Raw genomic sequence first — 25,072 nt, forward strand, 5'->3', positions numbered from 1 at the left:
GGCATGTCTCGCGCGGCAAGGCGATTTGAGGCTTACTCCTTTCGCGTTGATTTCGTCGATTGCGGCAAATCGACCATCACCGGCGCGCCCGGCACCGTGCAGCCGGTGGCGCAGCACTTGCCCGGCTGACGGTTCGCGGTGATCGGCCGGCGCGGATCGTCGACGATGCCGCGCTCCATCAGCCGCTCCACCAGTTCCACCTTGTTGCCGATCGGGTAATTGCGGTAAATCTCCTGCTTCATCGCCGCCGGCGAACCGCCGCCGTGCAGGCTGATGACCGAATACCAGCCGCCCTGGTAGGACGCGGTCAGGTCTTCGATGAAACGCGCCGCCTGGATGCGCTTGTCGTAGGGCACGTCGGGATTGGCGCGCAGCACGTCGGCCAGGCTGGCGGCGGTTTCCGGATTGTGGTCTTCGTCCGGTCCCGGCAGCGTGACGATCAGCCCGCCCGAAACATAATGCGCGATGCGGTGCATGTCGTAGATCTGGGTGGCCAGCAGCAGCTTGCCGATATTGGAAAATACCGCATCCGGCACGAAGGTCTTGGTCTGTGCATCCTGCGCCGCATATACCGAGGCGGCGACGCCGCAGGCATAGAAGCCTTCGGTGATCTTGATCAGCTCCACCATCTGTTCCCGCAGATGGCTTTCCTTGCCGGGATCGAAGCCGTTGGCCTCGCACATCAGCGCGCCGGCGCCGATCAGCAGGTCGCCGAAGCCGGCGCGCGCGCCGATGCAGCTGTGGCGGTGATGGGTCGCATAGTTGTAGGTCATATATCCGGAGTGCTCCCATTCGCCGGCATAGAACACCCGTTCCCAGGGCACGAATACCCGGTCGAAGATCAGCACCGCGGTCGACTGGCCGAACTTGTTCGAAAACAGCGCCGACTTTTCCCCGGGCCTGCCCGCAGGGCGAGCCACCATGGTGAGGCCGGGCGCATCGCAGGGCACCGCGCAGCAGACGGCGAAGTCGGCATCTTCCTGCGTCATGTTGCGGCAGGGCATGACCAGGAATTCATGCATGTAGGGCGCGCCGGTGACGATCGCCTTGGTGCCGGAGATGACGATGCCGCCGGCATTGCGCTCGACCACATGCACATAGGAATCCGGATTGGCCTGCTGGTGCGGCCGCTTGCTGCGGTCGCCCTTGGCATCGGTCATGGCGATGCCGATGGAGAGGTCGCGTTCCTGCGCGTCATGCAGGTAGTTCAGGAAATGCTGGCCGTACTGCGTGCCCTTGTCGGCATCGATGCGGTGCGTGACCTGATAGATGGCATTGAAGGCATCATGGGCGAGATAGCGCTGCGCGCAGCCGGTTTCCTGGCACAGCAGGCGCACCGCTTCCAGCTTGTTGAGCAGGTCGGCGCTGCCGGTATCGATGTGCAGCATGCGGTTGACCTGCCTTCCGCTGGTGTGCTGGGTCGCCAGCATCAGGGGCGCGTATTCCTCCTTGAGCGCGGTGTCGTAGGTCACGCCGAGCGCATTGATGCCGGGCGCGAAGGCCGGCTCGTCGGCGACCGATTCGACGCGCCGGCCGTCGAGGTAGATCGTGGGCTTGTATTGCCGCAGTGATTCGCGGTACTGCGCGGATGACATCAGCATGTTCGTCTCCTTGTCGTTTTGGCCGCGGCACCCTGTCCGACTGCAAGGCGGCATCGGCTGGATCTTCAAATCTCCGTCATCAATATGAACAATGTTCATTTTTCAGTCAAGCTGTTAAATCCGTCGGGCCGATGTGCTACATTTGCCTGATGAAAAAATCGTCATCGGAGAACCCTCAGGACGTGCTTCCCGGCATCGAAGAACCGCGCCTGCTGCGCCTGCGCGCCGTCAAGGACATGAAACGGCAGATGATCCTGGATGCGGCGCGGCGGGTGTTTGAGCGCGACGGCCTGCTCGGCGCCAACATGCGCGCCATTGCATCCGAAGCCGGCTATACCGCCAGCGCGCTGTACAACCATTACGCCAGCAAGGAAGAGATCTACGGCGACCTGCTGTCGCAGTCGCTCGACCGGCTATACGATGCGGTACATGCCGGCCAATCGGAGAAGATCGGCCCGGCGCAGCGCATCGAGCAGCAGGCAATGGCTTTCCATGATTTCTATCTCGACAATCCGCGCGAACTCGACCTCGGTTTCTACCTGTTCCAGGGCATGAAGCCGCTGGGGCTGACGCCGGAACTCAACGACCGGCTGAACCGGCGCCTGCGCGAATCGCTGGACGGCATCGAGGCCAGCCTGATCGCGCTCGGCTGCACGAAAAAGGCCGCCGTGCAGGAAACCACCTCGCTGTTCGGGCATTGCGTCGGGCTGCTGCTGCTGACCCATACCGGGCGCATCCGCATGTTCGGGCAGGACGGGCGCGCGCTGTTTGCCGTCTATGTGAAGAAACTCATCCAGCAGGTGAAAAAATGAACGGACTCTGCGATGCTTCCCGCTCGGTGCTGATCATCATCGACCTGCAGGAGCGGTTGATGCCAGCGATCCACGAGGGCGATGCGGTGGTGAAGAATGCGCTGCGCCTGGCGCAGACGGCGAAGCTGCTCGGCATCCCGGTGCTCGGGACCGCGCAGAATCCGCAGGGGCTCGGTCCGAACGTGGCCGAGGTGCATGCGCAGTGCGACCGGGTCTTCGCAAAAATGGATTTCGATGCCTGCGCGGAACCGGCATTCCTGGATGCGCTTGCCGGGGAACAGCGTGAGCTTATCGTCGCCGGCTGCGAAGCCCATGTTTGCGTATTGCAATCGGTGCTCGGACTGCTCGGGCGCGGCCATCGCGTGCGCCTGGTGGCCGATGCCATTGGCTCGCGCGTGCCGTTCAACAAGCAGATCGCGATGGAACGCGCCAGGGCTGCCGGAGCCGAACTGCTGACGACGGAGATGGTCTTGTTCGAATGGATGCGCAGCGCCGCGCATCCGAAGTTCAAGGACATGCTTCGGCTGGTGAAATAATTGATCTTCCTTCTTCGGACCAATTCACGCCCATGAAAATACAGATTGCCTCCGACCTGCACCTCGATCTGCTGCAGGAACAGTTTCCCGGTTACCGCGCGGTGGAGCATGCCGACGCCGACGTGCTGGTGATCGCCGGCGACATCCATCACGGCGAGGCCGCGATCGACGCCTTCGCCGACTGGCCGGTGCCGGTGATCTACGTGAACGGCAATCATGAGGCTTACCACGAGCACTACCCCGACCTGATCGCGCGCCTGCGCACTGCCGCGGCAAGAACAGGAGTGCATTACCTGGAAGGCGATGCCTGCGTGATCGGCGGCGTGCGGTTTCTCGGCTGCTGCCTGTGGACCGACTACCGGTTCAGCGAACTGGGGCAGGAAGCGGCGATGGCCGAGGCGGAAAAGATCCTGTACGACCACCGTCTGATCCGCACCGACGAAGGCTTGTTCAGCACGGCGGACGCATTACGCATGCATGAGGCTTCCCGCGCCTGGCTGGAAGCGAGGCTTGATGAAGCATTCGATGGTCCCACCGTGGTGGTCACGCACCACAGCCCGCATCCGAACTCGGTCCATCCGCGCTTCGCCGGCTCGCCGCTCAACGCGGCTTTCGTCAGCGATCTCTCGCCGCTGATGGGCAAGGCGAAACTGTGGATTCATGGACATGTGCATGACAGCTTCGATTATGACTTGGCGGGCACGCGGGTGGTCGCCAATCCGCGCGGCTATGCGCTGAACCGGCGGGCGGCGACGGAGGTTGGGATGATCGAGTGGGAGAATCCGATGTTTGATGCGCGGCTGGTGATGGAGGTTTGAGGTTTGCTCCCTTCGCCCCGTTCTGCCTTGCAAGCCAGAACGGGGCGAACGGTCGGGGATGAGGGTGGTTGCAAGCGCACCTGGCTTGGCAGGCCCCCTCACCCCAGCCCCTCTCCCGCGGGCGGGAGAAGGGCCGGGGATGAGGGCGGTTGCAAGGGCGAATGCCTTGATAGGCACCCTCGTCCCAGTCCTTGCACAGTGAAAAAGGACTCAAGCTTCCAACCTGCCCCGCTCCAACCTTAGCAGCTCGAGCATTTCATCCGCCGACAATTTCACCGCCGCCTCGCTGCCTTCCAGCAGGCTGTCCGCCAACTCCCGCTTGCGCTGGTGCAGTTCGACAATTCCCTCCTCCACCGTGTGCCGCGCGATCAGGCGGTAGATCGTCACCGGCCGCTGCTGGCCGATGCGGTGCGCTCGGTCCGAGGCCTGGTCCTCCACCGCCGGGTTCCACCAGGGATCGAGATGGATTACGTAATCGGCGGCGGTGAGATTGAGGCCGGTACCGCCGGCCTTCAGGCTGATCAGGAAGACATCGCCCTCGCCGCGCTGGAAGGCATCCACCCGGCGCTTGCGTTCGGCCATCGGCGTGCCGCCGTCGAGGTACTGGTAGCGGATGCCGCGCTCGTCCAGCCAGGCGCGCACCAGGCCGAGGTGATCGACGAACTGGCTGAACACCAGCGCCTTGTGGCGGTTCTCCAGCAGCTCGTCGAGCAGCTCCCCGAACACCGCCAGCTTGCTGCCCGCCAGATGCAATTCCGGCGCCACCAGGTCCGGATGGCAGCAGGCGCGGCGCAGCTTCATCAGCTCGGTGACGATCTGGATCGCCTTCTGCGTGCCGGGCATGTCGTCTTTTTCGATGCGCTCCAGCGCGCTGCGGCGCAGCGCTTCGTACAGCGCCGTTTCCTCCGGGCTGAGATCGACATGCCGCACCATCTCGGTCCGCGCCGGCAGTTCGGTCAGCACCTGCACCTTGGTCCGGCGCAGGATGAAGGGCTGGATCAGGCGGCGCAGCCGTAGCCGCGACTGCACGCTCTTGTGGCGTTCGATCGGCAGGGCGAAGCGGTCGTTGAACTGCTCGGCCGAGCCGAGCAGGCCGGGGTTGATGAAACGGAACAGGCTCCATAGCTCGCCGAGATGGTTTTCCACCGGCGTGCCGCTCAGGGCGAGACGAAAATCGGCCTGCAGCCGGAAGGCCGCCTGGCTGCGCTTGGCCTGCGCATTCTTGATCGCCTGCGCCTCGTCGAGCACGACCGTGTGCCAGCGCACGCCGGCAAAGCGTTCCGCTTCCTGCTGCAGCAGGCCGTAGCTGGCCACGATGACATCGAAGGCCTGCGGGTCTTCCAGCAGCTGCGCCCGCTCGGCGCCGCCGAACAGCCGGATCTTGAGCGTGGGCGCGAAGCGCGCCGCCTCATCCAGCCAGTTCAGGCAGACCGAGGTCGGCGCCACTACCAGCGCCGGCCCCTGCGGCGCGCGCTGCAGCAGCAGCGCCAGGGTCTGTATGGTCTTGCCCAGGCCCATGTCGTCGGCCAGGCAGGCACCCACGCCCCAGGAAGCCAGGCGCGACAGCCACTGGAAGCCTTCCAGCTGGTAGTCGCGCAGATCGGCGCGCAGGGTGCCGGGCAATTGCGGCGCATGCATTTCCAGCTCGCGCATGCGTTCCAGGTGATGCTTCCATTGCGCATCGGCATCGACAGCGCCGCATTCCGCCGCGAATTCCTCGAGCCCACCCGCAGCCAGCGGATGGATGCGCACCTCGCCCTCCTCGGCGTCATCCATCTCGGCCATGCCCGCCAGCTCGGCGATGCGCCGGTGAAGTTCTTCGGTGAGAGCGATGAAGCGATTGCCGTCGAGCGGAACGAAGCGGCCCGGTCTCTGCTGCGCATTGAACAGCAGGCTGCGCAGGTCGAGCACCGTTTTGTCGTCGATGCGCAGCTTGCCTTGGGCCGCGAACCAGTCGCGCTCGCTTTTCACGGTCAGGTGCATCTGCGAGGGTCCGGCCTCCGCCACCACGCGGAAGCGCTCGCCGTGCGGCCACGACAGTGCGATGCCGTCGCAGGCCTGCAATTGCATCAGCAATTCCAGGCAGGTGTCGGGCGAGGCGAGATACCAGTCGCCATGCGCGTCGACGGCTTCGTTCAATGCCGGGCAGCGCTCCGCCAGCGCGGCGGCCGCGGCCCGTTCGGCATCGAGAGCACGCCGCGCCTGCAATCGCCTGCCCTCCACTTCCGCGATCACCTGCTCGCCGCCCCTGCCCGGCTGATAGGCCGGGCCCTGCTCGCCGAAGGGCTTGACCAGGATCTGCATCTTCAGGCCGTCGCCGTAGGGAATCAGGTGCACATGCAGGCGCTCCTCGGCATCGACCTGCGCCGCTTCGGCCACGCTTGCATCGAGATCGGAATGCACTGTGACCAGCGTGGATACCGCGCCGACCGCGCGCAGCAGTTGTTCGCGCGCGTGCGCCGGCACCATCAGGTCGTTGTCGATGATGGCGGCGATCTGCCGGTGCTCGTCCCTGATGGAATAGATGCGCAGCCGCGCCGGCGTTTCCTTCACGATCATCACCTGGCGCCGCGACGCGCTGTCGACCGGCGGCTGCAGGCACAGGCGCAGCTTGCCGCCGCTTTCGGTTACCAGCAGCTCGATTTCGCCCTGCACAAGTTCGACGCGGGTGTCCGGCTGGTCCTGCCAGAACACCAGCGGATGGCCGACCAGGGCCTGCACTGCGCGGTCGTTGTCGATGTCGTAGCTCGCGCCGCGGTAGAACGACGTGCTGACGCCGATGGCGGCAATCACTTCGCGGTCCTGCGGCGTCAGGAAATCGGGCGCGTCATGCTCATCGCGCAGGCGCTTGAGTGCAACCGGCCTGCCGCGTCCCCATTGGCCGGCCGCATCGCAATGCTGCTCGCGCGGCTCGATCTCGACGGCATGGCGCTGCGCATCGTAGGCAATCAGCCACACCAGCCGGCCCGGCGCTTCGGTTTTCGGCGCGGCCGCGGCCCTGCGCAATTCCATCAGCGCTTCCAGCTGGCGTTCCCAGGGTTCCTTCTGTTCGAACCAGTCGCACACGTCGTCGAGACTATGCTGGCGGCGCAAGGCCACCGCCGCGTCGCTGTAGGCCTCTTCGCCGAGGCGCGCGAGCAGGCCGGCCGCCTGGGCCGCCACCCAGAAGTAGCCGTTGTCCTGGGCCCGTTGCTGCAGGGCGATCAGTGCCGCCTTGTCTTCGCCGGTGAGCGCCTGGCCCAGCCAGTCGGCCACCAGCGCGTGGAACAGCCGCGGCAGCATGCGCCGGGCGTGCGCCGCATCGAGCGGCGGCAGCGACGGCGTCTTCTGCGCGCCGGCCTGCACATCGTGCAATGCCTGCAGCACGTTGAACATGTGCAGGCTGCCGTACTGCGCATTGCGCCGCGCCAGCGGCAGGAAGGCATCGACCAGCTTGCGGTGGCGTGCATCGCCGGAACGCAGCATCGCCAGCACAAACAGGTAGGCCGAGGGGCCGTCGAGCATGATGTTGCGCTTGCCGGTTTCCTTGCGCAGCGACTTGAGCGCCGCCTCGAACGCCGTCAGCGCCTGCGGCTGGTCGCCGCGCAGCGACAGGATCGCGGCGCGCGGAAAGTCGGCCCTGACCGAGGCGCAGCCGTCGAGCAGCGCGGCGGCTTCGTCGAGCTGGCCGCAGAGCAGCAACTGCTCCGCGAAGGAGAGCTCGAGTTCGCCGGTACCCGCGAAGCCTTCGCTCAGTCGTTGCCGCGTCCAGTCGCGCAGCGGTGCGAAGGTCTCGGGCTCGTCCTGCGCATGCGCCAGCAGGCAAGCCATCGCCTCGTCCTGCACGGCCGGATGCAGGTGCGCGAACAGGACCGCGTCAAAGGGTTGTCCGAACAGCACGACATGCGGATGCAGCTGCCGGTATTCCGGGAAGCGGGTGCAGGTTTCCAGCCAGGGCGCCACCTTCTCCGGCGGCAGGCCCTGCAGCATCGCCATGCGCAGGCGCGCCAGCGCCTGCCGGTAGCTGCGCAGGAAGACATAGCCGTCGTAGGTGCGCCCGACCGGCGTTGCGCCTTCCACCGCGCGGCACAGCGCGCCGAAGGAAGCACTGTCGAGCGCCGCATGCAGCGCCGCGGGCAGCAGCGCATCGCGGCAGACATAGCCGTTGCCGGGCGCATCCTGCAGCAGCCCATCACGCTTGAGCGCATCGACCGTCGCCGCCAGCGTGTCGGCGGTAAAAGGCTGGCCGTCTTCGTCGGCGGCACCCAACGTGCGCAGGCATTCCAGCAGCCGCACCTTGCCGAGCGGTTCGCCATGCAGCGCCAGCAGCGTCACCAGCGTGCGCTCGGCCGGCGTGCAGGCACGCAGGTGGTCGGCCGCAGCGTCGTCGATCAACAGGTCAGGCACGATGGGCAATGAGTGGAAGTGAGCAAAACGGCATGGCGGAAGCGGTGAGCACTGGAAAAGGCATGACTGCATTTTACCGCCTGTCGCCTGTCGTCCGTGGCGATCGCGCGACGCATCCGCGGGTGCTAGCGGTCCAGTTCCTTGTAGGCGCGGAAGATGCCGTCGTTGTTGAAGGCTTGCCGGCGCTTGGAGGTCAGGTAGGCCTTGATGCGCTTGCGCGCGGCGACGCGTTCATGCAACGCCACCAGCAGAGGATATTCCGGCTCCAGCCGCTTCATGTTGCGCGGGAACGCATAGCGCAGGCCTTCGATCACCTGGAACATCGACAGGTCGGCATAGGTGATGTCCGCGCCGGCCAGCCAGTCGGCGCCGGCGGGATTGCGTTCGATGACCGATTCGAAATAGCCGAGAAATTTCGGCAGGCGCATCTGCGTGAAATCCTGGGCGCGCCGCAGTGCTTCCGGCTTCTGGTCTTCATAGTACAGGCCGCTGCCGATCGGGTGATGGGTGTCGTGCGCTTCGGTGACCAGGTCGGCAATGGTGAGCTGCAACTGATGTACCCACAGGCGGCCCGCTTCGTCATCGGGCGCCAGCCCGAGCCGGGGTCCGAGGAAGAACAGGATATTGGCCGTCTGCGCGATGATCTGTTCGCCCGCCTTCAGGAACGGCGGCGCGAACGGCAGCTGCGCGAGTTCCGGGCTTTCCATCAGCCGCATCATCGCCGACATGCCCATGCCGCTGCTTTCGGCCCGGCGGCAGGCATCGACATAATCGGCGCCCGCCTCTTCCAGCGCCAGGCGGATGAATTCGCCGCGGCCCTGGATGCCGGGCCAGTAATACAGTTCGTATTGCATGCGTCGTTCTCCTGTTTTCGGTTTTTCCAGTGTTGCCGCTGCAGCAATGCGGATACCTTGAAAATGCGCGGTCCATTGTAGGCAATCGTCCCGCCGCGATGCTGGGGTAAAGCAAAGGCTCGGGGAAAACACGCTGCCGGCAGCAAGCTTGCCCGGTGCGTCGTATCATGGCTGAACAACAAGCCATGGAGGATGACATGAGCGAAAACGCAGACGAAAACGCAGGCGAAAACATGGGCCAAGACGCAAGCCCGCCGGACTGGCGCGACAACGGCGTACGCGTGGTGCCCGGCAACAACCTCGACACCAACACGCCGCAGACGCCCGGCATGAACCGCGCCGCCGCGATCAATTACGCGCGGGTCGGCGCGCAGAAGCTGTGGGCCGGCACGGTCACCATTCATCCGAATGCGAAAACCGGTGCCCATCATCATGGCGCGCTGGAAAGCGTGATCTACGTAGTGCGTGGCCGCGCCCGCATGCGCTGGGGCAATGAACTCGAATACACCGCCGAGGCCGGTCCCGGCGATTTCATCTACGTGCCGCCGTATGTGCCGCACCAGGAAATCAATGCGAGCGAGAATGAAGCGCTGGAATGCGTGCTGGTGCGCAGCGACAACGATGCAGTGGTCATCAACCTCGATATTGCCGCAGTGGAAAAGCCGCAGGAGGTGCATTGGGTCGATCCGATCCACAAGCATCCGCATCCTTGAATCGGAGCGGCCGACAATTTCGCGGGATGTGCGGCCCCATGTTGCCATTCTTCCCTTTTGCCAGAACGTTTTGCCCGCAGATAAGTCTGATCCAGTCGGGTGTTTCCGGAGCGCATGACCAGACCCGTGCCGCTCCGTTCACCCCGCCTTCCTTGACCGATCCTGCTGACTGCTTGCCCAAATGGCTTTCAAATTCGCTTCTTCACGCTTCGTCCAATTTATCCGCCGCCGCGCCGTATCGATTGCCGCCGCGTCCAGCCTGCTATCGGTGCTGGCCGCCGCAGGCTGCGGCCAGCTTGCGCACAAGGAGCGCGAGCTGACCTTCCGCGTCGAACCCGGCACCGCGAGCTGGTACAGCGGCCTGCCGGACGGCGTGGTCGAATCCAACCTCGTCGTGCAGTCCGACGGCAAGAGCCAGAACCTGCATACCTGGTGGTGGCCGGCCGAAAAGAAGGATGCGCCGGCGGTGCTTTACCTGCACGGCGCTCGCTGGAACCTGACCGGCCAGCTGTTCCGCATCCAGCAACTGCATGATTTCGGATTTTCGGTGCTCGCGGTGGACTACCGGGGCTTTGGCAAGAGCGACGGCGACCTGCCCTCGGAACGCACCGTGTACGAAGACGCGCAGATCGCCTGGCAGCACCTGGCGACCCTGCAGCCCGATGCGGGCAAGCGCTTCATCTACGGTCATTCGCTGGGCGGCGCGGTCGCCATCGACCTGGCGGCGCATCTGGCGGGAAGTGCCGACGGAAGCACCGGCAAGGCGGCACGGACTGAGCAATCCATGCCCCCTGCCGCAAAAGGCCTGATCGTGGAATCTTCGTTCACCTCGCTGGCCGACATCGCACGTTCGCTCACTTATCCCTGGCTGCCGCTGCAGCTGCTGCTGTCGCAGAAATTCGATTCGGTCGGCAAGATCTCGCGTGTCGGCATGCCGGTGCTGATCGTGCACGGTTCCAGCGACCGCTACGTGCCGTCGCGCTTCAGCGAAAAGTTATATGAAGCGGCTGGCGGCAAAAAGAAGCTGATCCTGGTGGAGGGGGGCACGCACAACAACAGCATGCGGCTGGGCGCGACCGAGTATCGGCAGGCGTTCGAGGAATTGTTCGGGTTGGCGCCGGATCCGGCTTGAACGCTATTGTTTTGGGCACACAACAAACTTGGTATTTTGACATTGGAATGTTGTTGTTGCTGCAATCGCCCTGATAAGCTCCAAGATGCGTCGAATCCGATGCAAGAAATCTTTTAAAGGGTCCATACATGACTATGCGCTGGCAATTGCTGGCAGGCCTGATTCTTCACGGTCTCGCGCAAGCGCAAGATGCCACCTACTATCAGGCCCCCGCTTTCAAGCCGCCGGCTGTTGCCAAGATCGAAGTCGACAAGTCCTCGCAGAAAAGTGATGTGGGCGGTGATGAAAACTGCTCGAGTTTCGTGATGACGCCGATGCTGGTGCGGCAATTTTTTCAACATGCGAAGGCAGTGTCCGAACATCGCCGAATGCATGAACTCGACTGGTCGGCATGCCATGCGGAAGGGCGAGTGACGTTCGTCGATGGACAGAGCGGGGCCTGGATGATCACGCGTTATGGCGTCGGTGCGTTGACGCTGTCCAGCGGCCGATTCAAGGACAAGACGATATTTCTCCTCTGCGTGAAATGCGAGGAGTGGAATCGCTGAGACATGTGCCAGCCTTGCTGGTACATGTCTCAGTCAAGAGTATCGCTACAACACCTGTCCCTCACGGGGACAGGTACAGCAACTGATGAATGCCCCGCTTACTTCGGCATCAGCACCGTATCGACCACGTTGATCACGCCGTTCGACTGGACCACGTCATAGGTGCTGATGTTGGCGGCGCCGCCCTTCTCATCCATGACCTGGATGTTGTGCATGCCGTTCATCACGAACATCAGCTTGCCGCCGCTGGCGGTCGCCAGCGAAGCCTTGCCGTTCTGCTTCTTGATCTCGGCCTGCAGCGCCTTGAAATCGTATTTGCCCGGCACGACGTGGTAGGTCAGCACCTTGGTCAAGGTTTCCTTGCTCTCCGGCTTGACCAGCGTTTCCACCGTACCGGCGGGCAGCTTGCCGAAAGCCGCATTGGTCGGCGCGAACACCGTGAACGGACCTTTGCCCTTGAGCGTGTCGACCAGGCCGGCAGCCTTGACCGCAGTGACGAGCGTGGTGTGGTCGGCGGAATTGACGGCGTTGTCGATGATGTCCTTCGACGGCAGCATGCTTTGTCCGCCGACCATCACGGTGTTTTCCGCAATGGCGAACGGCGCGGCGGCGAGAGTGGCGAGACCGGCGGCGATGACGAGTGACTGGGCGAGTTTGCGCATGATGTGTACTCCTTCGTGATTAAGTGTTTTTTGAGACTGCGAAGGGATATACGCGCCCGCCTCGCAAGCGGATTCAAGAATTTTTCAGGAAGTGTTGCCGGTGCGGTTTTTAGAATCGCGCAATGCTGAAAGGCGAAAACACGCGATGCCGAATTGTTCGCGCGTGGCTTGCGCGCTCCGGGGGCTTCGCCAGCCGCAAATTCAAACACGTCGCGGCGGACGATACTGGCAAGCCCGTCGAAAGCGGTGCACACTGGCGTGACGTCAATCAATGGAACACGATGAATGGAACACGACAAGGCCGATCTCGAAGCAATCAGAACGATGCTCATCCGCTTCCGCGATGAACGCAACTGGAAGCAGTTTCACAACCTGAAGAACCTGATCATTTCGCTCAATCTCGAAGCGGCCGAGCTGCTGGAACTGACGCAGTGGAAATCCGACGAGGAACTGCTGCGCCTGTCTTCAACGGATGCGGGTTTTCGTGAACAGCTCGCCGACGAATGCGCGGATGTGCTGCTTTATCTGCTGCTGGTGGCGGGGGAAGGCGGCATCGATCTGCTGAAGGCCGCGGAAGACAAGATACGAAAGAATGCGGAGAAATATCCTGTCGATCAATCGTATGGCTCGGCGGCGAAATACACTGAGCTCAAGCAGCGAAGCCGTGCGGACAAGAGCTGATTGATCCGGCATGTAACATGATGCATGTGAAATGACCCATGCGAATGCATCGACTCGCCGGCCGATCAAACGCATTTATCTTCATCGATTCCGGGCCGGCGCGCAAGCCTCGAATGCAGCATAAGTGTCAATGTGGCATTGGAGGAACAGCTCTTTTAATGGAAATCAAAGCCGGCTCAGTTCGACATCGGCGCCGCGAAGAGTGCGATTAATCTCACTGAACCCCAAACGGGGATTCATCATTATTCGCTTCGAGGTGTCACATGAAATCAGGGATTCAAGGCTTTATCGGTGCATGCATCTGTGTTCTGCTGGCTGGCTGCGGTGGCAGCGAGCCCACCGCTTCTTCAGGTTCTTCCGCAAGCCTGCCCTCCACCGTCGCCGTGAGCGGCAACGAAACGGCAACTTCGGCAACTTCGCCATCTTCCGCGCAAAGCCGTACCGCGTCGGAATCCTTCTCCGCCATGCTGGTCGATGCGCCGGCCGACGGCGGCGCCCCCAAAGGTACGGTTCGCCTGCAGGTCCGCGGCAGCGGCCTGGAGAACGTCGAGCTTCTGCCGACCGGCAGCTACACGCCCAAGCTGGGCATATTCACCGTTTCAGCGGACAAGACTTCCGCATGGCTGGATTTCGATACGACCTCGCTGCCGAACGGCGTGCTTCTCGCCCGCATCGTGGCCTTCAGCGCACCGGCCGGCCAGGGCGGCATGGCGGTCGAAGTCATGCCGACCCGCCGCTGGGAACTGTTCAATGATCCCCAGCCTGCCTTGCAGGGCGCGATCCCTGCTGCTTTCTACATGCCGCAAGTCTTCCTGACGATGGCCGACCTGCCGTATGTCAATCCGCAGCCCTTGAGCGACATGATGGCCCTCGGCGACGCTGCCTACCAGCAGATGCTGACCAGCGACGGCGAACGCGTCCGCCAGACGCTGCGTAGCTACCTGCCAGCGCATGTCGTCCTGATGCCGGCACCGAGAGGCTTCTCCGGTCCGTGGGATTCATGCCTGCAGTCGCTCGGCGCATCGGCTTGCCGCATCGCCATGAGCTCGATGATTTCGGTCATGAACAACAAGCCGCATTGAGCAGCGTTGAATAGCATTGAACTACGTTAATCCTGTTCATCGCTCCATCCATGGAAACGGCATCGGAGGCCGCTCCAGCATGAAAAACCGGGCCATGCGCGCAGCACGGCCCGTGTTTGGCAACACAGTCGTACGAACCGCGGCATGGGCTTTATAATTTCCACTTTCTCAGCGAAGGAAATTCCATGCCCTCCCCTCTGCGCCGCCTGTCCGCCCTCATTTCCTTAAGCCTTGCGATGGCGGCAGCGCCCTCCTTCGCACAGATCAAGATCGGTGTCACCATCTCTTCCACCGGCCCCGCCGCCGCCATCGGCATTCCGACCAAGAATGCGATGCTGCTCTGGCCCAAGGAAATCGCCGGCCAGAAGGCCGAGTACATCATCCTCGACGATGCTTCCGACGTCACCAACGCCACGCGCAACATGCGGCGCCTGACGGCCGAGGAAAAAGTGGATGCGGTCGTCGGCCCGGTCACCACGCCGAATGCGCTGGCGATGCTGGACATCGCGGCCGAAACGGAAACGCCGATGATCGCTCTGGCCGCATCGGCCGCCATCGTCGAGCCGATGGATGCCAAGCGCGCCTGGGCATTCAAGATGCCGCAGAACGACTCCCATATGGCGACCATCATCACCCAGCACATGTCCGACAACGGCGTGAAGACGGTCGGCTTCATTGGCTTCGCCGATGCTTACGGCGAAGGCTGGTGGCGCGAGTTTTCCAAGGTGGCCGAAATCCGCAAGCTCAAGATCGTCGGCAGCGAGCGCTATGCGCGCACCGACACCAGCGTCACCGGGCAGATCCTCAAGCTGATGTCGGCGCAGCCGGATGCCATCCTGGTGGCGGGTTCGGCGACGCCGGCGGTGCTGCCGCAGAAGACGCTGGTCGAACGCGGCTACAAGGGCCGCATCTACCAGACCCACGGCATCGGCACGCTGGATTTCCTGAGGGTCGGCGGCAAGGATGTGGAAGGCACCTTCTTCCCTTCCGGTCCGGGCGTCGTGGCAAAGACTTTGCCCAATTCCAACTCCATCAAGAAGACCGGCATGGATTTCCTGCGTCGTTATGAGGCGGCCTATGGCCCCGACACCATGACGCAATTCTCGGCCGACGCCTGGGGTGCTTTCCTGCTGCTCGAGAATGTGATGCCGCAGGCGCTCAAGGCTGGCAAGCCCGGCACCAAGGAATTCCGTGCCGCGCTACGTACGTCGATCGAGAACACCAAGAACCTGATGGTGCCGCAGGGCGTGATCAACATGAGCCCGAAAGACCACGTCGGTCTGGATCAGCGTTCGCGGGTGATGGGTCGGATCGTCAATAATAAATTCACCTACGCCTACGGCGGGGAATGAGTTAGGCGGGATGCGGCGGACATGTAACGATGCGCTTGCCTTGGTTCGACCGCATCCCGAATCATGTTGAAACTCTATGAGCACTAGAGCGTTTTCACCCTGACCTGCCTGCCGATCCCGGACAGATTGCCGCCGGCACTGCGTTGTGACTCCTTGCCATGGCTTGGCCATGTCGCGTCCTCATGCCTTGTTCCAGCGGCATTCTGCCTCGGCCTCGACTAGGCCGGTCAGGGCGAAAACGCTTTAGCCCGATGGAGGATGAGCTTCCGTCGGCATTCGCCTTCTTCGCACTCCATTCCTGATCCGGGGTTCACAGCAAACCGCAAGCAAAAGCATGCCATTCGCCAGCAGTAGCCAATAGAGTTCGATCTGTGTGCGCGACAGTACGGGCGCGGCATGGGCATCACCGTGGTTCGGCGGATAAGTTGCCAAGGAATGGAGCGTCAGTCCGATACATGCTGCCAGCGTGATACCGAGTATGGGTCGCGCCGCGAACGCCCGGAATGCCAAGCCGAGAAACAGCACTGCCATCCCGCCGCATGAGATCCAGAACAAGAGCCGATCAAATGTGCCGGCCGACCAATGCAGGCTGATTGTGTCCTCGACTTCGACATAACCGCCGAAGACAAACAGAGTCAGCAGCGAGACGAGCAGCAAGCAGCATATGCTCAAGATGCGAAATGCCATGGCTGTTTAAATCCTGATGCTGCAGGTGTTTGCGTGCTGAAGCTTCAGATGGGAGAGGGCCTGCCTTGCCCTGGCAAAGCCGGTCAGCCATGACATTTTCAGAATGCCGGTATCGAAACGCTTGCGCGAAACCGCCCGAAAGTCGGTCCTGCCTGATCTCCATGAGGACGGCAGAACGAAGGAAGGGCTGTTGAACCATCGTGTCATCAACCTGGCACCAACGCCGGCGTTCATGCCGACCATGACGCCCGGCATTTCGATCAACTGAAAATTCCTGAGGCATGCTTCGCTGGACTGTGCCGTTGTGGCGGCCTCGGTAGAGACGACGCGCATGACGCTCGCATAGGTATCTCGCACTGCCTCGCTAATTGCCATTGCCATTCCTTTAACAGATGGAAGTTTAAGCATAGCAAAATGATTGACATTAATTCAACATACTTCCTTCGTCACGTTGCACATCTACTGAAATTGCCAAGGTGCGATCAACTCGATTCATTTCACCGGCTTTGCAATGAAAAAGAGCCAATCGACAGACGATTGGCTCTCCATGTCCCACTGCATCTCCGGCTCAGGCACGCATTGGCCTAAGCCGGCGCCTGCACGGCACCTTGCAACATAACGTCAAACGTCAATATTCCCCGCCTGCAGCGCATTCAACTCAATGAACGCCCTTCGCGGCTCGACGTCGTCGCCCATCAGCGTGGTGAAGATCTGGTCGGCGGCGATCGCATCCTCGATCTGCACCCTCAGCAGGCGGCGCACGGCCGGGTCCATCGTGGTTTCCCACAGCTGCTCGGGATTCATTTCGCCCAGACCCTTGTAGCGCTGCTTGGAAACGCCGCGCTCGGCTTCGTCTCGCAGCCATGCCATCGCTTCATGGAAATCGCGGATGGCGAATTCCTTGGCCTTGTCGCCCTGGCCGCGGCGCACGATCGCGCCCGGGCCGATCAGTCCCTTGAAGGTGGCGGCGGCGCTGGACAAAACCTGGTAGTCGGGACCATGGACGAAATCGGCATCGATGGTGCTGATCTTCAGGTTGCCGAAGTGGCGGCGCTGGATGCGCAGCATGTGCTTGTCGGACAATTCGTCGGACTTCACCAGCACTTCGACGTCGGGGTCGTTAATGGCTTTGGTGAGCGATGCCGCCGAGGCTTCGGCATTGGCCACATTGTCGAGGTTGAGCGTCACGCCGGTCATGATTGCCGACAGTGCCGCATCGTCGACCGCGCGCGACAGGCGCATGATGATGGCATTTGCCGTGTTGTACTGGCGCACCAGTTCCGCCAGCGCATCGCCGACGATGGCCTGGCCGTTCTCGGTCGGGATCAGCGCGGCATCGTTGAGCGCGATCTGCATCATGTACTGCGCTTCCTCGATATCGTCCTTCAGGTAGCGCTCGTCGCGGCCGTGCTTGACCTTGTACAGCGGCGGCTGGGCGATGTAGACGTGGCCGCGCTCGACCAGCTGCGGCATCTGGCGATACAGCAGCGTCAGCAGCAGGGTACGGATGTGGGCGCCGTCGACGTCCGCGTCGGTCATGATGATGATGCGGTGGTAGCGCAGCTTTTCCACGTTGAATTCATCCGGGCCGATGCTGGTGCCGAGGGTGGCGATCAGTGTGGTGATCTGCTCGGAGGACAGCATCTTTTCGAAGCGGGCCTTCTCGACGTTGAGCACCTTGCCGCGCAGCGGCAGGATGGCCTGGAACTTGCGGTCGCGGCCCTGCTTGGCGGAGCCGCCCGCGGAGTCGCCCTCGACGATGTAGAGCTCGCACAGCGCCGGGTCCTTTTCCTGGCAGTCGGCCAGCTTGGCCGACAGGCCGAGGCCGTCCATGATGCCCTTGCGGCGCGTCAGTTCGCGCGCCTTGCGGGCAGCTTCGCGCGCCCGCGCGGCTTCGACGATCTTGCCGCAGATGATCTTGGCATCGTTCGGCTTTTCCATCAGGTAGTCGGTGAGCGTCTTGGCGACGATTTCCTCGACCGGGCCGCGCACCTCGGACGACACCAGCTTGTCCTTGGTCTGCGAGCTGAACTTCGGCTCGGGCACCTTGACCGACAGCACGCAGGTCAGGCCTTCGCGCATGTCGTCGCCGGCGATTTCGACCTTGGCCTTCTTGGCGAAGTCGTTTTCCTCGATGTACTTGTTGATGACGCGCGTCATCGCCGCGCGCAGGCCGGTCAGGTGGGTACCGCCGTCGCGCTGCGGAATGTTGTTGGTGAAGCAGAGCACCTGCTCGTTGAAGGCATCGTTCCACTGCATGGAGACGTCGACGCTGATCAGCGTGTTCTGCTCGGACATCTTTTCGCCGGTGGCCTGGAAGACCGTCGGGTGCAGCACGGTCTTGGCCTTGTTGATGTATTCGACGAAGCCGCGGGTGCCGCCTTCAAATGCGAAATCCTCTTCCTTGCCGTTGCGCTGGTCGGTCAGCTTGATGTGCACGCCGTTGTTGAGGAAGGACAGTTCGCGGATGCGCTTGGCCAGGATGTCGTAGTGGAACTCGACATGGGTGAAGATTTCCTCATCGGCCCAGAAGTGCACCTCGGTGCCGCGCTTGTCGGTTTCGCCGACGACCTTGATCGGCGAGGTGATCACGCCGTCCACGGTTTCCATCTCGCGGTTCTGCACGATGCCGCGGGCGAATTCCATCGCATGCACCTTGCCGTCGCGGCGGATGGTCAGCTTGAGCAGCTTGGACAGCGCATTCACGCAGGACACGCCCACGCCGTGCAGGCCGCCGGAGACCTTGTACGAATTCTGGTCGAACTTGCCGCCGGCATGCAGCTCGGTCATCACGATTTCGGCGGCGCTGCGCTTGGGATCGTGCTTGTCGTCCCACTTGATGCCGGTAGGGATGCCGCGGCCGTTGTCGGTGATGGAGATCGAGTTGTCGGAATGGATCGTGACGTGAATTTCGCTGCAGTAACCGGCCAGTGCCTCGTCGATGGAATTGTCGAGCACTTCGAAGACCAGGTGATGCAGGCCGGTGCCGTCAGACGTGTCACCGATGTACATGCCGGGGCGCTTGCGTACCGCTTCCAATCCTTCCAGGATCTGGATGGAGGAGGCGCCGTACTGGCTTTGTTGCGGTTGCGGGATGGTTTCTTGAGGAATCGCGGACATGGCTGCTTTCTGATGAAACGAATGACGGCTAAAAGAACGATCTGGCGGCTGGCACCCGCGTCTTGCGAAAGCGGGCGGCCGGGGAAGGGTGCGCGGAACTGTCTCCGGCGCGGAAATCGCTGCCCTTCCTCCGTTGCGTGCGTCGGGCGGGCACCCGGCAGCCAGGAATTGAATATTTCATAAATGCGGCAAAGGGGCTCGCCAGACTGCGGCGGCCCCCTTTGCTTGCTTCCTTGTTCAATGCATCAAATACGCATCGGCATCACGACATACTTGAAATCGCCGTTCTCGGGCACGGTGACCAGTGCCGAGGAATTGGCGTCTCCAAGCGCGATGTTGACGTTGTCGCCTTTGAGGTTGTTGAGTACGTCGAGCAGGTAGGTCACGTTGAAGCCGATATCGATGCTGTCGCCGCCGTAATCGATTTCGAGTTCTTCGACCGCCTCTTCCTGGTCGGCGTTGGTCGAGCTGATCTTCAGGCTGCCCGGGCTGATGATGCAGCGCACGCCCTTGAATTTGTCACTGGTCATGATGGCCGCGCGCTGCAGCGAATGCAGCAGCGTCTGGCGGTCGATCGTGAAGTTGTTCTTGTAACCCTTGGGGATCACGCGGGTGTAGTCGGGAAACTTGCCTTCGACGAGCTTGGATATCAGCTCGATGTCGGCGAAGCTCAGCTTGACCTGGTTGTTGGCGATCTCGAGGTCGACCGTCTGGTCGCTGTCCTCGAGCAGGCGCTGCAGTTCCAGGATGGTCTTGCGCGGGATGATGACTTCCTGGCGCGCGAAGTCCTGGTCGGTCTCTACCTGACAGAAGGCGAGACGATGGCCGTCGGTTGCGACCGCGATCACGTTCTTGCCGTCGACCACCAGCAGCAGTCCGTTCAGGTAATAGCGAATGTCTTGCTGGGCCATCGAAAAATGGACCATGTTGAACAGGTGCTTGAGCGTCTTTTGCGGCAGCGTGACCTTGGCATTGAACTGTTCCGCCTGGGCGACCGTCGGAAACTCTTCCGCGGCCAGCGTCTGCAGGGAGAAGCGGGACTTGCCGGACTGGACGGTCATGCGCTTGTTGGCCAGCGATAGCGTGACGTCGCCGGAATCAGGCAGCGCGCGCAGGATATCGAGCAGCTTGCGGGCCGCCACCGTGGTGGCCGCCACTTCGCCGCCGACGCCGACGTCGGCATGCGTGGTGATCTGCACTTCGATGTCGGTCGACAGGAAAGACACCTTTTCGCCGTCCTTACGAATGAGGATATTGGCCAGAATCGGCAGCGTGTGCCGACGCTCGACAATACCACTCACAATCTGCAGCGGCCGGAGAAGCGTGTCGCGTTGGGTTTTCACCAATTGCATGCTTTTTATCCTTGTGTGAGTTGAGACGATGCTGTGAATCGGAGAACAGGCTGGCCGCTTCCCGGTTTGTACATGAAGCGGCGCGGGCCGAATTTCGTTAGCGCTAAATACCCTCTATTCTGACAGAAAAAGGTTCCCTTCAATGAAATAGAAGGGCTGGTTGTTGACTGAGTGGCAAGGCGGCTCCACCCGCCCGGCATGCGACTTATCCACAAGCTGCCGGGCAGCGGCGGCTCATCCGCGAATCATCCCTTGAGCGTCTGTTCGAGCACGTGCAGTTCGTGGTTGACCTCCGGATTCTTGCTGCGGTCGGCCGCGATCTTGCGCACCGCATGCAGCACCGTCGTATGGTCGCGGCCGCCGAACAGTTCGCCGATTTCGGGCAGGCTCTTCTGCGTCAGTTCCTTGGCCAGGTACATCGCAATCTGGCGGGGACGGGCAATATTGGCCGGGCGCTTCTTCGAGTACATGTCGGCGACCTTGATGTTGAAGAAGTCGGCGACCGTCTTTTGAATGTTCTCGACCGATATCTGCCTATTTTGGACCGAAAGCAGATCTTTCAATGCCTCCTTGACAACATCGATCGTAATATCCTTGCCATGGAAACGAGAGTAGGCAAGGATCTTCCTCAATGCGCCTTCCAGTTCACGCACGTTGGAGCGCAGGTGCTTGGCGACGAAGAACGCCACGTCGTCCGACAGCACAGCGCCTTCCAGGGTCGCTTTCTTGAGCAGGATGGCAACCCGCATTTCCAGCTCCGGCGGCTCGACAGCGACGGTCAGGCCGGAGTCGAAGCGGGAAATCAGGCGGTCGTCCATGCCGCTGATTTCCTTTGGATAAGTATCGCTGGTGATGATGATCTGCTTCTTCGCCGCGATCAGCGCCTCGAACGCATAGAAGAATTCTTCCTGCGTGCGGCTCTTGCCGGCGAAGAATTGAATATCGTCGATCAGCAGCATGTCGAGCGAGTGGTAATAACGCTTGAAATCGTCAAAACCCTTGCGCTGGTAAGCGGTCACTACGTCGCGAACATACTGTTCCGCGTGGATGTAGCGAATGCGGACGTTGGGATTCTCGCCAAGCAGCTGATTGCCGATGGCATGGATCAGGTGGGTTTTGCCGAGTCCGACGCCGCCGTAGAGGAACAGCGGATTGTAGGAAACGCCGGGATTGTTGGCGACCTGGATGGCTGCCGCACGGGCCAGCTGGTTGGCCTTGCCGGTGACGAAGCTTTCGAAGGTCAGCGCCGCGTTGATCTTGCTCTGGTCACGCTTTTTCGTGTCCTCAATGACAATGTCGGCGCGCTCGATCGGGTCCGGGATGTCATCCAGCGGACTGCCCTGGCTATTCTGCCCGTGACCGGTGGAAGACAGGCTGCCCGCCGACGAAGACGGCGCGGAAGCCGGCTTGCGCATGGCATTGCCGCGCGGGTCGAGCACGAACTGCACATCGATGGGAGCTTCCCAGTATTCATGCGCGAGGGTGGTGATGCGGCCGGCGAACTGGGTTTTCACCCAGTCGAGCTTGAAGCGGTTCGGCGCGGCGATACGCAGGCGGCCGTCTTCGAAGTCGAGCGGGGCCAGCGGCTTGATCCATGCGCTGAACTGCTGCGGCGTGAGTTCCTGCTCCAGCATCGCAGAGCAAGTCTGCCAAAAATCTTCCATGTACTTTTCTATCGTCTTGTTATGTGGAACAAACTTGGCCTGCGTCCGGCCGAACCCGCTCGAAACTGGGGAAAAGAGGCTTCCCGACATCCGGAACGGTCCACACGGGAGAGCTATTCTAACCTCGGGAACCCGAGTTATCCACAGGCTGCATCATTTTTCCTACACAATAAATTGCTTGCCATCGCTCGGAATTTGGGCATCCCCGCCTTCATCCGCACGCCTGTGCTTAATTGATGCAATGAAATATATACGCATTGTTCATGATGCCTTTCGGGCAATGGCATCATGCCTTTTCATGTTCCGGCGTGCCTAAATAATTGACAGGGAAATGGGAATCAGTGTCTAATTGCGGGTTCACTGCCTGTTGCGTTTTGTGTGTAGCGCACAAAACAAGAATGGGCCGCTGATGATTCCACCCATTTTTGCCGAATAGCGAGACCAACATGAAACGTACTTACCAACCCTCCGTCGTCCGCCGCAAGCGCACTCATGGCTTCCGCGCACGCATGGCAACCCGCGGTGGCCGCGCTGTCCTCAACGCTCGCCGCGCCAAGGGCCGCAAGCGCCTGGCCGTCTAAGCCCGCATCAAGCCAACCGACGCTGCCGGCCGTGGGCGAAGCTCGTTCACACAGCTATGCACGCGATCGGCGGATCGTTAAAACGGATGATTTTTCATCCGTTTTTCGTTTGCGGCCCGTCTACCGGACCGCGCACTTCGTCCTCTACGCGCGCAATAACCAATTGAGTCATGCCCGGCTCGGTATCGTTGCGGCCAAGCGCTTTGCGCCGCGCGCGGTCACCCGAAATACCATCAAGCGCGTCACGCGCGAACTGTTCCGCCATACGGAACTGCCGGCGCTCGACTGCATCGTCCGCCTCTCCAAGCCCGTGAACTCGAAGGCCGGACCGGCCACCACCTCCGCCTTGAAAGCCGTGCTGCGCGCCGAGCTGATGCAGCTCTTGCACTCCCAGCTGCCTTCCGAATCGCGAGCGCGGAAATGAAATCGCTTTTGCTGCTACTATTGCGCGCGTACAAGTTGGGCATCAGCCCATTTCTCGGGCCCAAATGCCGTTTCTATCCAAGCTGTTCCGAATACGCGACGCAAGCCATCCGCGAGCACGGCGCGGGAACGGGGAGCCTGCTGACGGCGAAGCGCTTGTGCAAATGCCATCCATGGCATCCCGGAGGGTTCGATCCGGTGCCTGAAAAGAAAACCGCCGCACCGGAAGACAAACGCTGCGGCTGCCATCATCACTGAATTTTCCTGACCACTGACTGACACTATTTATGGATATCCAACGTACCGTCCTGTGGGTTGTGTTCTCGTTGTCCCTGCTTTTGTTGTGGGACAACTGGATGCGCTACAACGGCAATCCCTCGATGTTCTTTCCGGGCATCACCCAACAAGCGGCCAAGCCGGCCACGGCGGGCGGCAGCCCGACCAAGGGTGACGTGCCCCAGTCCAGCGCGGGAACCGCTCCGGGCGCCACTGCCGCGGCAGTCCCCTCTGGCGCGCCTGCCGCGAAGAGCGAAATCATCACCATCACGACCGACGTCGTGAAGGTCGATGTCGACACCCTGGGCGGCGAGATCAAGCGCCTGGAGCTGCTCAAGCACAAGGACGCGGTGGATCCGACCAAAAACATGGTGCTGTTCGAGTCCGGCGGCACCCATACCTATCTCGGCCAGACCGGCCTGATCGGCGGCGATTACCCGAATCACAAGTCGGTGTTTACCGCCCGCCCGGGGCCGCGCGCGCTCGGCAGCAACGAAACGGTCGACCTAGTGCTCGAGGCGGAGCAGGGCGGCGTGAAGCTGATCAAGACGCTCAGCTTCAAGCGCGGCGACTACACCATCGGCACCCGGCATGAAGTCGTCAACAACAGCGGCGCGCCGATCAACCCGTCGCTCTACCTGCAGCTGGTTCGCGACGGCAATGCGCTCGAAGGCGAATCCTACTTCTACAGCACCTTCACCGGTCCGGTGGTTTATACCGAAACCGAGAAATTCCAGAAGATGACCTTCGACGAGGTCGCCGAAGGCAAGGCCAAGCATGTGACCAAGGCCAACGATGGCTGGGTGGCGCTGGTCCAGCATTATTTCGTGACCGCCATCCTGCCGCCGCAAAACGTGGCGCGTGAAATCTATACCAAGAAAATCGGCGACAACCTGTTCTCCGCCGGCACCATCCTGCCGGTCGGCACGGTCGCTCCCGGCGCCACCGCGGCGCTCGATTCGCGCCTGTATTCGGGCCCGCAGGAATCGGACACGCTGGAAAAGCTGGCTCCCGGCCTGGACCTGGTCAAGGATTACGGCATCCTCACCATCATTGCCAAGCCAATCTTCTGGCTGATGGTGCAGATCCACAAGGTGCTCGGTAACTGGGGCTGGACCATCATCGCGCTGACCGTGCTGATCAAGCTGGCCTTCTTCCCGCTGTCGGCCGCGAGCTATCGCAGCATGGCCAAGATGAAGACCGTGACGCCGAAGATGCAGTCAATCCGCGAGCGCTTCAAATCCGATCCGGCCAAGATGAACCAGGCCATGATGGAGCTGTACCGTACCGAGAAGATCAATCCGCTCGGCGGCTGCCTGCCGATCGTGGTTCAGATCCCGGTCTTCATCGCGCTGTACTGGGTGTTGCTGGCATCGGTGGAAATGCGCAACGCGCCGTGGCTGGGCTGGATCCAGGATCTGGCCGCGCCCGACCCCTGGTACATCCTGCCGGTGCTGATGGCGATCTCGATGTTCATCCAGACCAAGCTCAATCCGACGCCGCCCGATCCTATCCAGGCCAAGGTGATGATGTTCATGCCGATCGCCTTCTCGGTCATGTTCTTCTTCTTCCCGGCCGGCCTGGTGCTGTACTGGGTAGTGAACAACGTGCTGTCGATCGCACAGCAGTGGGTGATCACCAAGAACATCGAAAGCGGCAAGACGGCATAATCCCTTCCGGCCGCTGACCGCAAGCCCGTGCGCCGCACGGGCTTTTTTATTGCTGCTTTCGCCCCTATCTTTGTGGCAAATCGGCACCGCGCCGCGCATCCGCAGTTGCAGGCCGCAAACTT

Annotated in this window: 22 protein-coding genes; 13 read left to right on the forward strand and 9 right to left on the reverse strand. The window is 61.8% G+C overall.

Annotated elements, in window-relative coordinates; translation table 11 throughout:
• Positions 1–32: 32 nt before the first annotated feature.
• On the reverse strand, positions 33–1,601 hold the full coding sequence (locus tag RY831_RS15520) for a 4-hydroxyphenylacetate 3-hydroxylase family protein (protein ID WP_326507278.1): 1,569 nt from the start codon (positions 1,599–1,601) through the stop codon (positions 33–35).
• 149 nt (positions 1,602–1,750) lie between these two features.
• On the opposite strand from RY831_RS15520, the gene RY831_RS15525 reads away from it, so the two are divergent.
• From RY831_RS15525 to RY831_RS15535, 3 genes are read left to right on the forward strand one after another with little or no spacing between them, the layout of a single operon-like run.
• Entirely contained in the window at positions 1,751–2,413 is a 663-nt protein-coding gene (locus tag RY831_RS15525; RefSeq protein WP_326507279.1) for a TetR/AcrR family transcriptional regulator, read from the forward strand.
• Positions 2,410–2,949, forward strand: a complete 540-nt coding sequence (locus tag RY831_RS15530; RefSeq protein ID WP_326507280.1) for a hydrolase — start codon at positions 2,410–2,412, stop codon at positions 2,947–2,949. The genes RY831_RS15525 and RY831_RS15530 overlap by 4 nt, the downstream gene beginning before the upstream one ends.
• 32 nt (positions 2,950–2,981) lie before the next feature.
• Positions 2,982–3,767: a metallophosphoesterase gene (locus tag RY831_RS15535; protein WP_326507281.1), complete on the forward strand. Its 786-nt coding sequence runs from the start codon at positions 2,982–2,984 to the stop codon at positions 3,765–3,767.
• A 210-nt stretch (positions 3,768–3,977) separates the two neighbouring features.
• Here RY831_RS15535 and RY831_RS15540 read toward each other — a convergent pair whose 3' ends face one another.
• Both RY831_RS15540 and RY831_RS15545 read right to left on the reverse strand, forming a co-directional pair.
• Positions 3,978–8,153 (reverse strand): SNF2-related protein, encoded by a 4,176-nt coding sequence (locus tag RY831_RS15540; RefSeq protein WP_326507282.1) that lies wholly within the window; start codon positions 8,151–8,153, stop codon positions 3,978–3,980.
• A gap of 125 nt (positions 8,154–8,278) precedes the next feature.
• A complete protein-coding gene (locus RY831_RS15545; RefSeq protein WP_326507283.1) occupies positions 8,279–9,007 on the reverse strand; it encodes a glutathione S-transferase in 729 nt (242 codons plus the stop codon).
• Positions 9,008–9,204: 197 nt separating this feature from the next.
• Between RY831_RS15545 and RY831_RS15550 the strand changes: the two genes are divergently transcribed.
• From RY831_RS15550 to RY831_RS15560, 3 genes are all read left to right on the forward strand, one after another.
• Complete coding sequence (locus RY831_RS15550; protein WP_326507284.1) at positions 9,205–9,720, forward strand: cupin domain-containing protein; 516 nt, start codon at positions 9,205–9,207, stop codon at positions 9,718–9,720.
• Between the two features lie 181 nt (positions 9,721–9,901).
• On the forward strand, positions 9,902–10,852 hold the full coding sequence (locus tag RY831_RS15555) for an alpha/beta hydrolase (protein WP_326507285.1): 951 nt from the start codon (positions 9,902–9,904) through the stop codon (positions 10,850–10,852).
• Positions 10,853–10,998: 146 nt separating this feature from the next.
• Entirely contained in the window at positions 10,999–11,400 is a 402-nt protein-coding gene (locus RY831_RS15560; RefSeq protein ID WP_326507286.1) for a hypothetical protein, read from the forward strand.
• Between the two features lie 98 nt (positions 11,401–11,498).
• On the opposite strand, the gene RY831_RS15565 is transcribed toward RY831_RS15560, so the two are convergent.
• The gene (locus RY831_RS15565; protein ID WP_326507287.1) at positions 11,499–12,062 is read right to left on the reverse strand and encodes a fasciclin domain-containing protein; all 564 of its coding nucleotides are present in this window, start codon (positions 12,060–12,062) and stop codon (positions 11,499–11,501) included.
• 285 nt (positions 12,063–12,347) lie between these two features.
• Here RY831_RS15565 and RY831_RS15570 point away from each other — a divergent pair, with 285 nt between their 5' ends.
• The 3 genes from RY831_RS15570 to RY831_RS15580 all read left to right on the forward strand — a co-directional run bounded on the left by RY831_RS15570 (position 12,348) and on the right by RY831_RS15580 (position 15,177).
• Positions 12,348–12,743: a nucleotide pyrophosphohydrolase gene (locus RY831_RS15570; RefSeq protein ID WP_326507288.1), complete on the forward strand. Its 396-nt coding sequence runs from the start codon at positions 12,348–12,350 to the stop codon at positions 12,741–12,743.
• A gap of 263 nt (positions 12,744–13,006) precedes the next feature.
• The gene (locus RY831_RS15575) at positions 13,007–13,825 is read left to right on the forward strand and encodes a hypothetical protein (RefSeq protein ID WP_326507289.1); all 819 of its coding nucleotides are present in this window, start codon (positions 13,007–13,009) and stop codon (positions 13,823–13,825) included.
• A gap of 185 nt (positions 13,826–14,010) precedes the next feature.
• On the forward strand, positions 14,011–15,177 hold the full coding sequence (locus RY831_RS15580; RefSeq protein WP_326507290.1) for an ABC transporter substrate-binding protein: 1,167 nt from the start codon (positions 14,011–14,013) through the stop codon (positions 15,175–15,177).
• 243 nt (positions 15,178–15,420) lie between these two features.
• Here RY831_RS15580 and RY831_RS15585 read toward each other — a convergent pair whose 3' ends face one another.
• The 5 genes from RY831_RS15585 to dnaA form a co-directional block, all read right to left on the reverse strand.
• Positions 15,421–15,864, reverse strand: coding sequence for a hypothetical protein (locus RY831_RS15585; RefSeq protein ID WP_326507291.1), 444 nt, complete (start codon positions 15,862–15,864; stop codon positions 15,421–15,423).
• Between the two features lie 6 nt (positions 15,865–15,870).
• Entirely contained in the window at positions 15,871–16,239 is a 369-nt protein-coding gene (locus RY831_RS15590; RefSeq protein ID WP_326507292.1) for a DUF6402 family protein, read from the reverse strand.
• 246 nt (positions 16,240–16,485) lie between these two features.
• On the reverse strand, positions 16,486–18,984 hold the full coding sequence (gene gyrB, locus RY831_RS15595; RefSeq protein WP_326507293.1) for a DNA topoisomerase (ATP-hydrolyzing) subunit B: 2,499 nt from the start codon (positions 18,982–18,984) through the stop codon (positions 16,486–16,488).
• A gap of 245 nt (positions 18,985–19,229) precedes the next feature.
• On the reverse strand, positions 19,230–20,336 hold the full coding sequence (gene dnaN, locus RY831_RS15600; RefSeq protein ID WP_326507294.1) for a DNA polymerase III subunit beta: 1,107 nt from the start codon (positions 20,334–20,336) through the stop codon (positions 19,230–19,232).
• A 245-nt stretch (positions 20,337–20,581) separates the two neighbouring features.
• Positions 20,582–22,000, reverse strand: coding sequence for a chromosomal replication initiator protein DnaA (dnaA, locus tag RY831_RS15605; RefSeq protein WP_326507295.1), 1,419 nt, complete (start codon positions 21,998–22,000; stop codon positions 20,582–20,584).
• Positions 22,001–22,446: 446 nt separating this feature from the next.
• Between dnaA and rpmH the strand changes: the two genes are divergently transcribed.
• From rpmH to yidC, 4 genes are read left to right on the forward strand one after another with little or no spacing between them, the layout of a single operon-like run.
• Positions 22,447–22,581, forward strand: coding sequence for a 50S ribosomal protein L34 (gene rpmH, locus RY831_RS15610; protein ID WP_057289000.1), 135 nt, complete (start codon positions 22,447–22,449; stop codon positions 22,579–22,581).
• A 31-nt stretch (positions 22,582–22,612) separates the two neighbouring features.
• The gene (gene rnpA / locus RY831_RS15615; RefSeq protein WP_437126277.1) at positions 22,613–23,005 is read left to right on the forward strand and encodes a ribonuclease P protein component; all 393 of its coding nucleotides are present in this window, start codon (positions 22,613–22,615) and stop codon (positions 23,003–23,005) included.
• Complete coding sequence (gene yidD / locus RY831_RS15620; RefSeq protein ID WP_326507296.1) at positions 23,002–23,262, forward strand: membrane protein insertion efficiency factor YidD; 261 nt, start codon at positions 23,002–23,004, stop codon at positions 23,260–23,262. Before rnpA ends, yidD begins: the two co-directional genes overlap by 4 nt.
• Before the next feature lie 29 nt (positions 23,263–23,291).
• The gene (gene yidC / locus RY831_RS15625; RefSeq protein WP_326507297.1) at positions 23,292–24,950 is read left to right on the forward strand and encodes a membrane protein insertase YidC; all 1,659 of its coding nucleotides are present in this window, start codon (positions 23,292–23,294) and stop codon (positions 24,948–24,950) included.
• The last annotated feature ends 122 nt before the right edge of the window (positions 24,951–25,072 follow it).

It is taken from the genome of Noviherbaspirillum album (genome assembly GCF_035916955.1).
GTDB lineage: Bacteria > Pseudomonadota > Gammaproteobacteria > Burkholderiales > Burkholderiaceae_D > Noviherbaspirillum > Noviherbaspirillum album.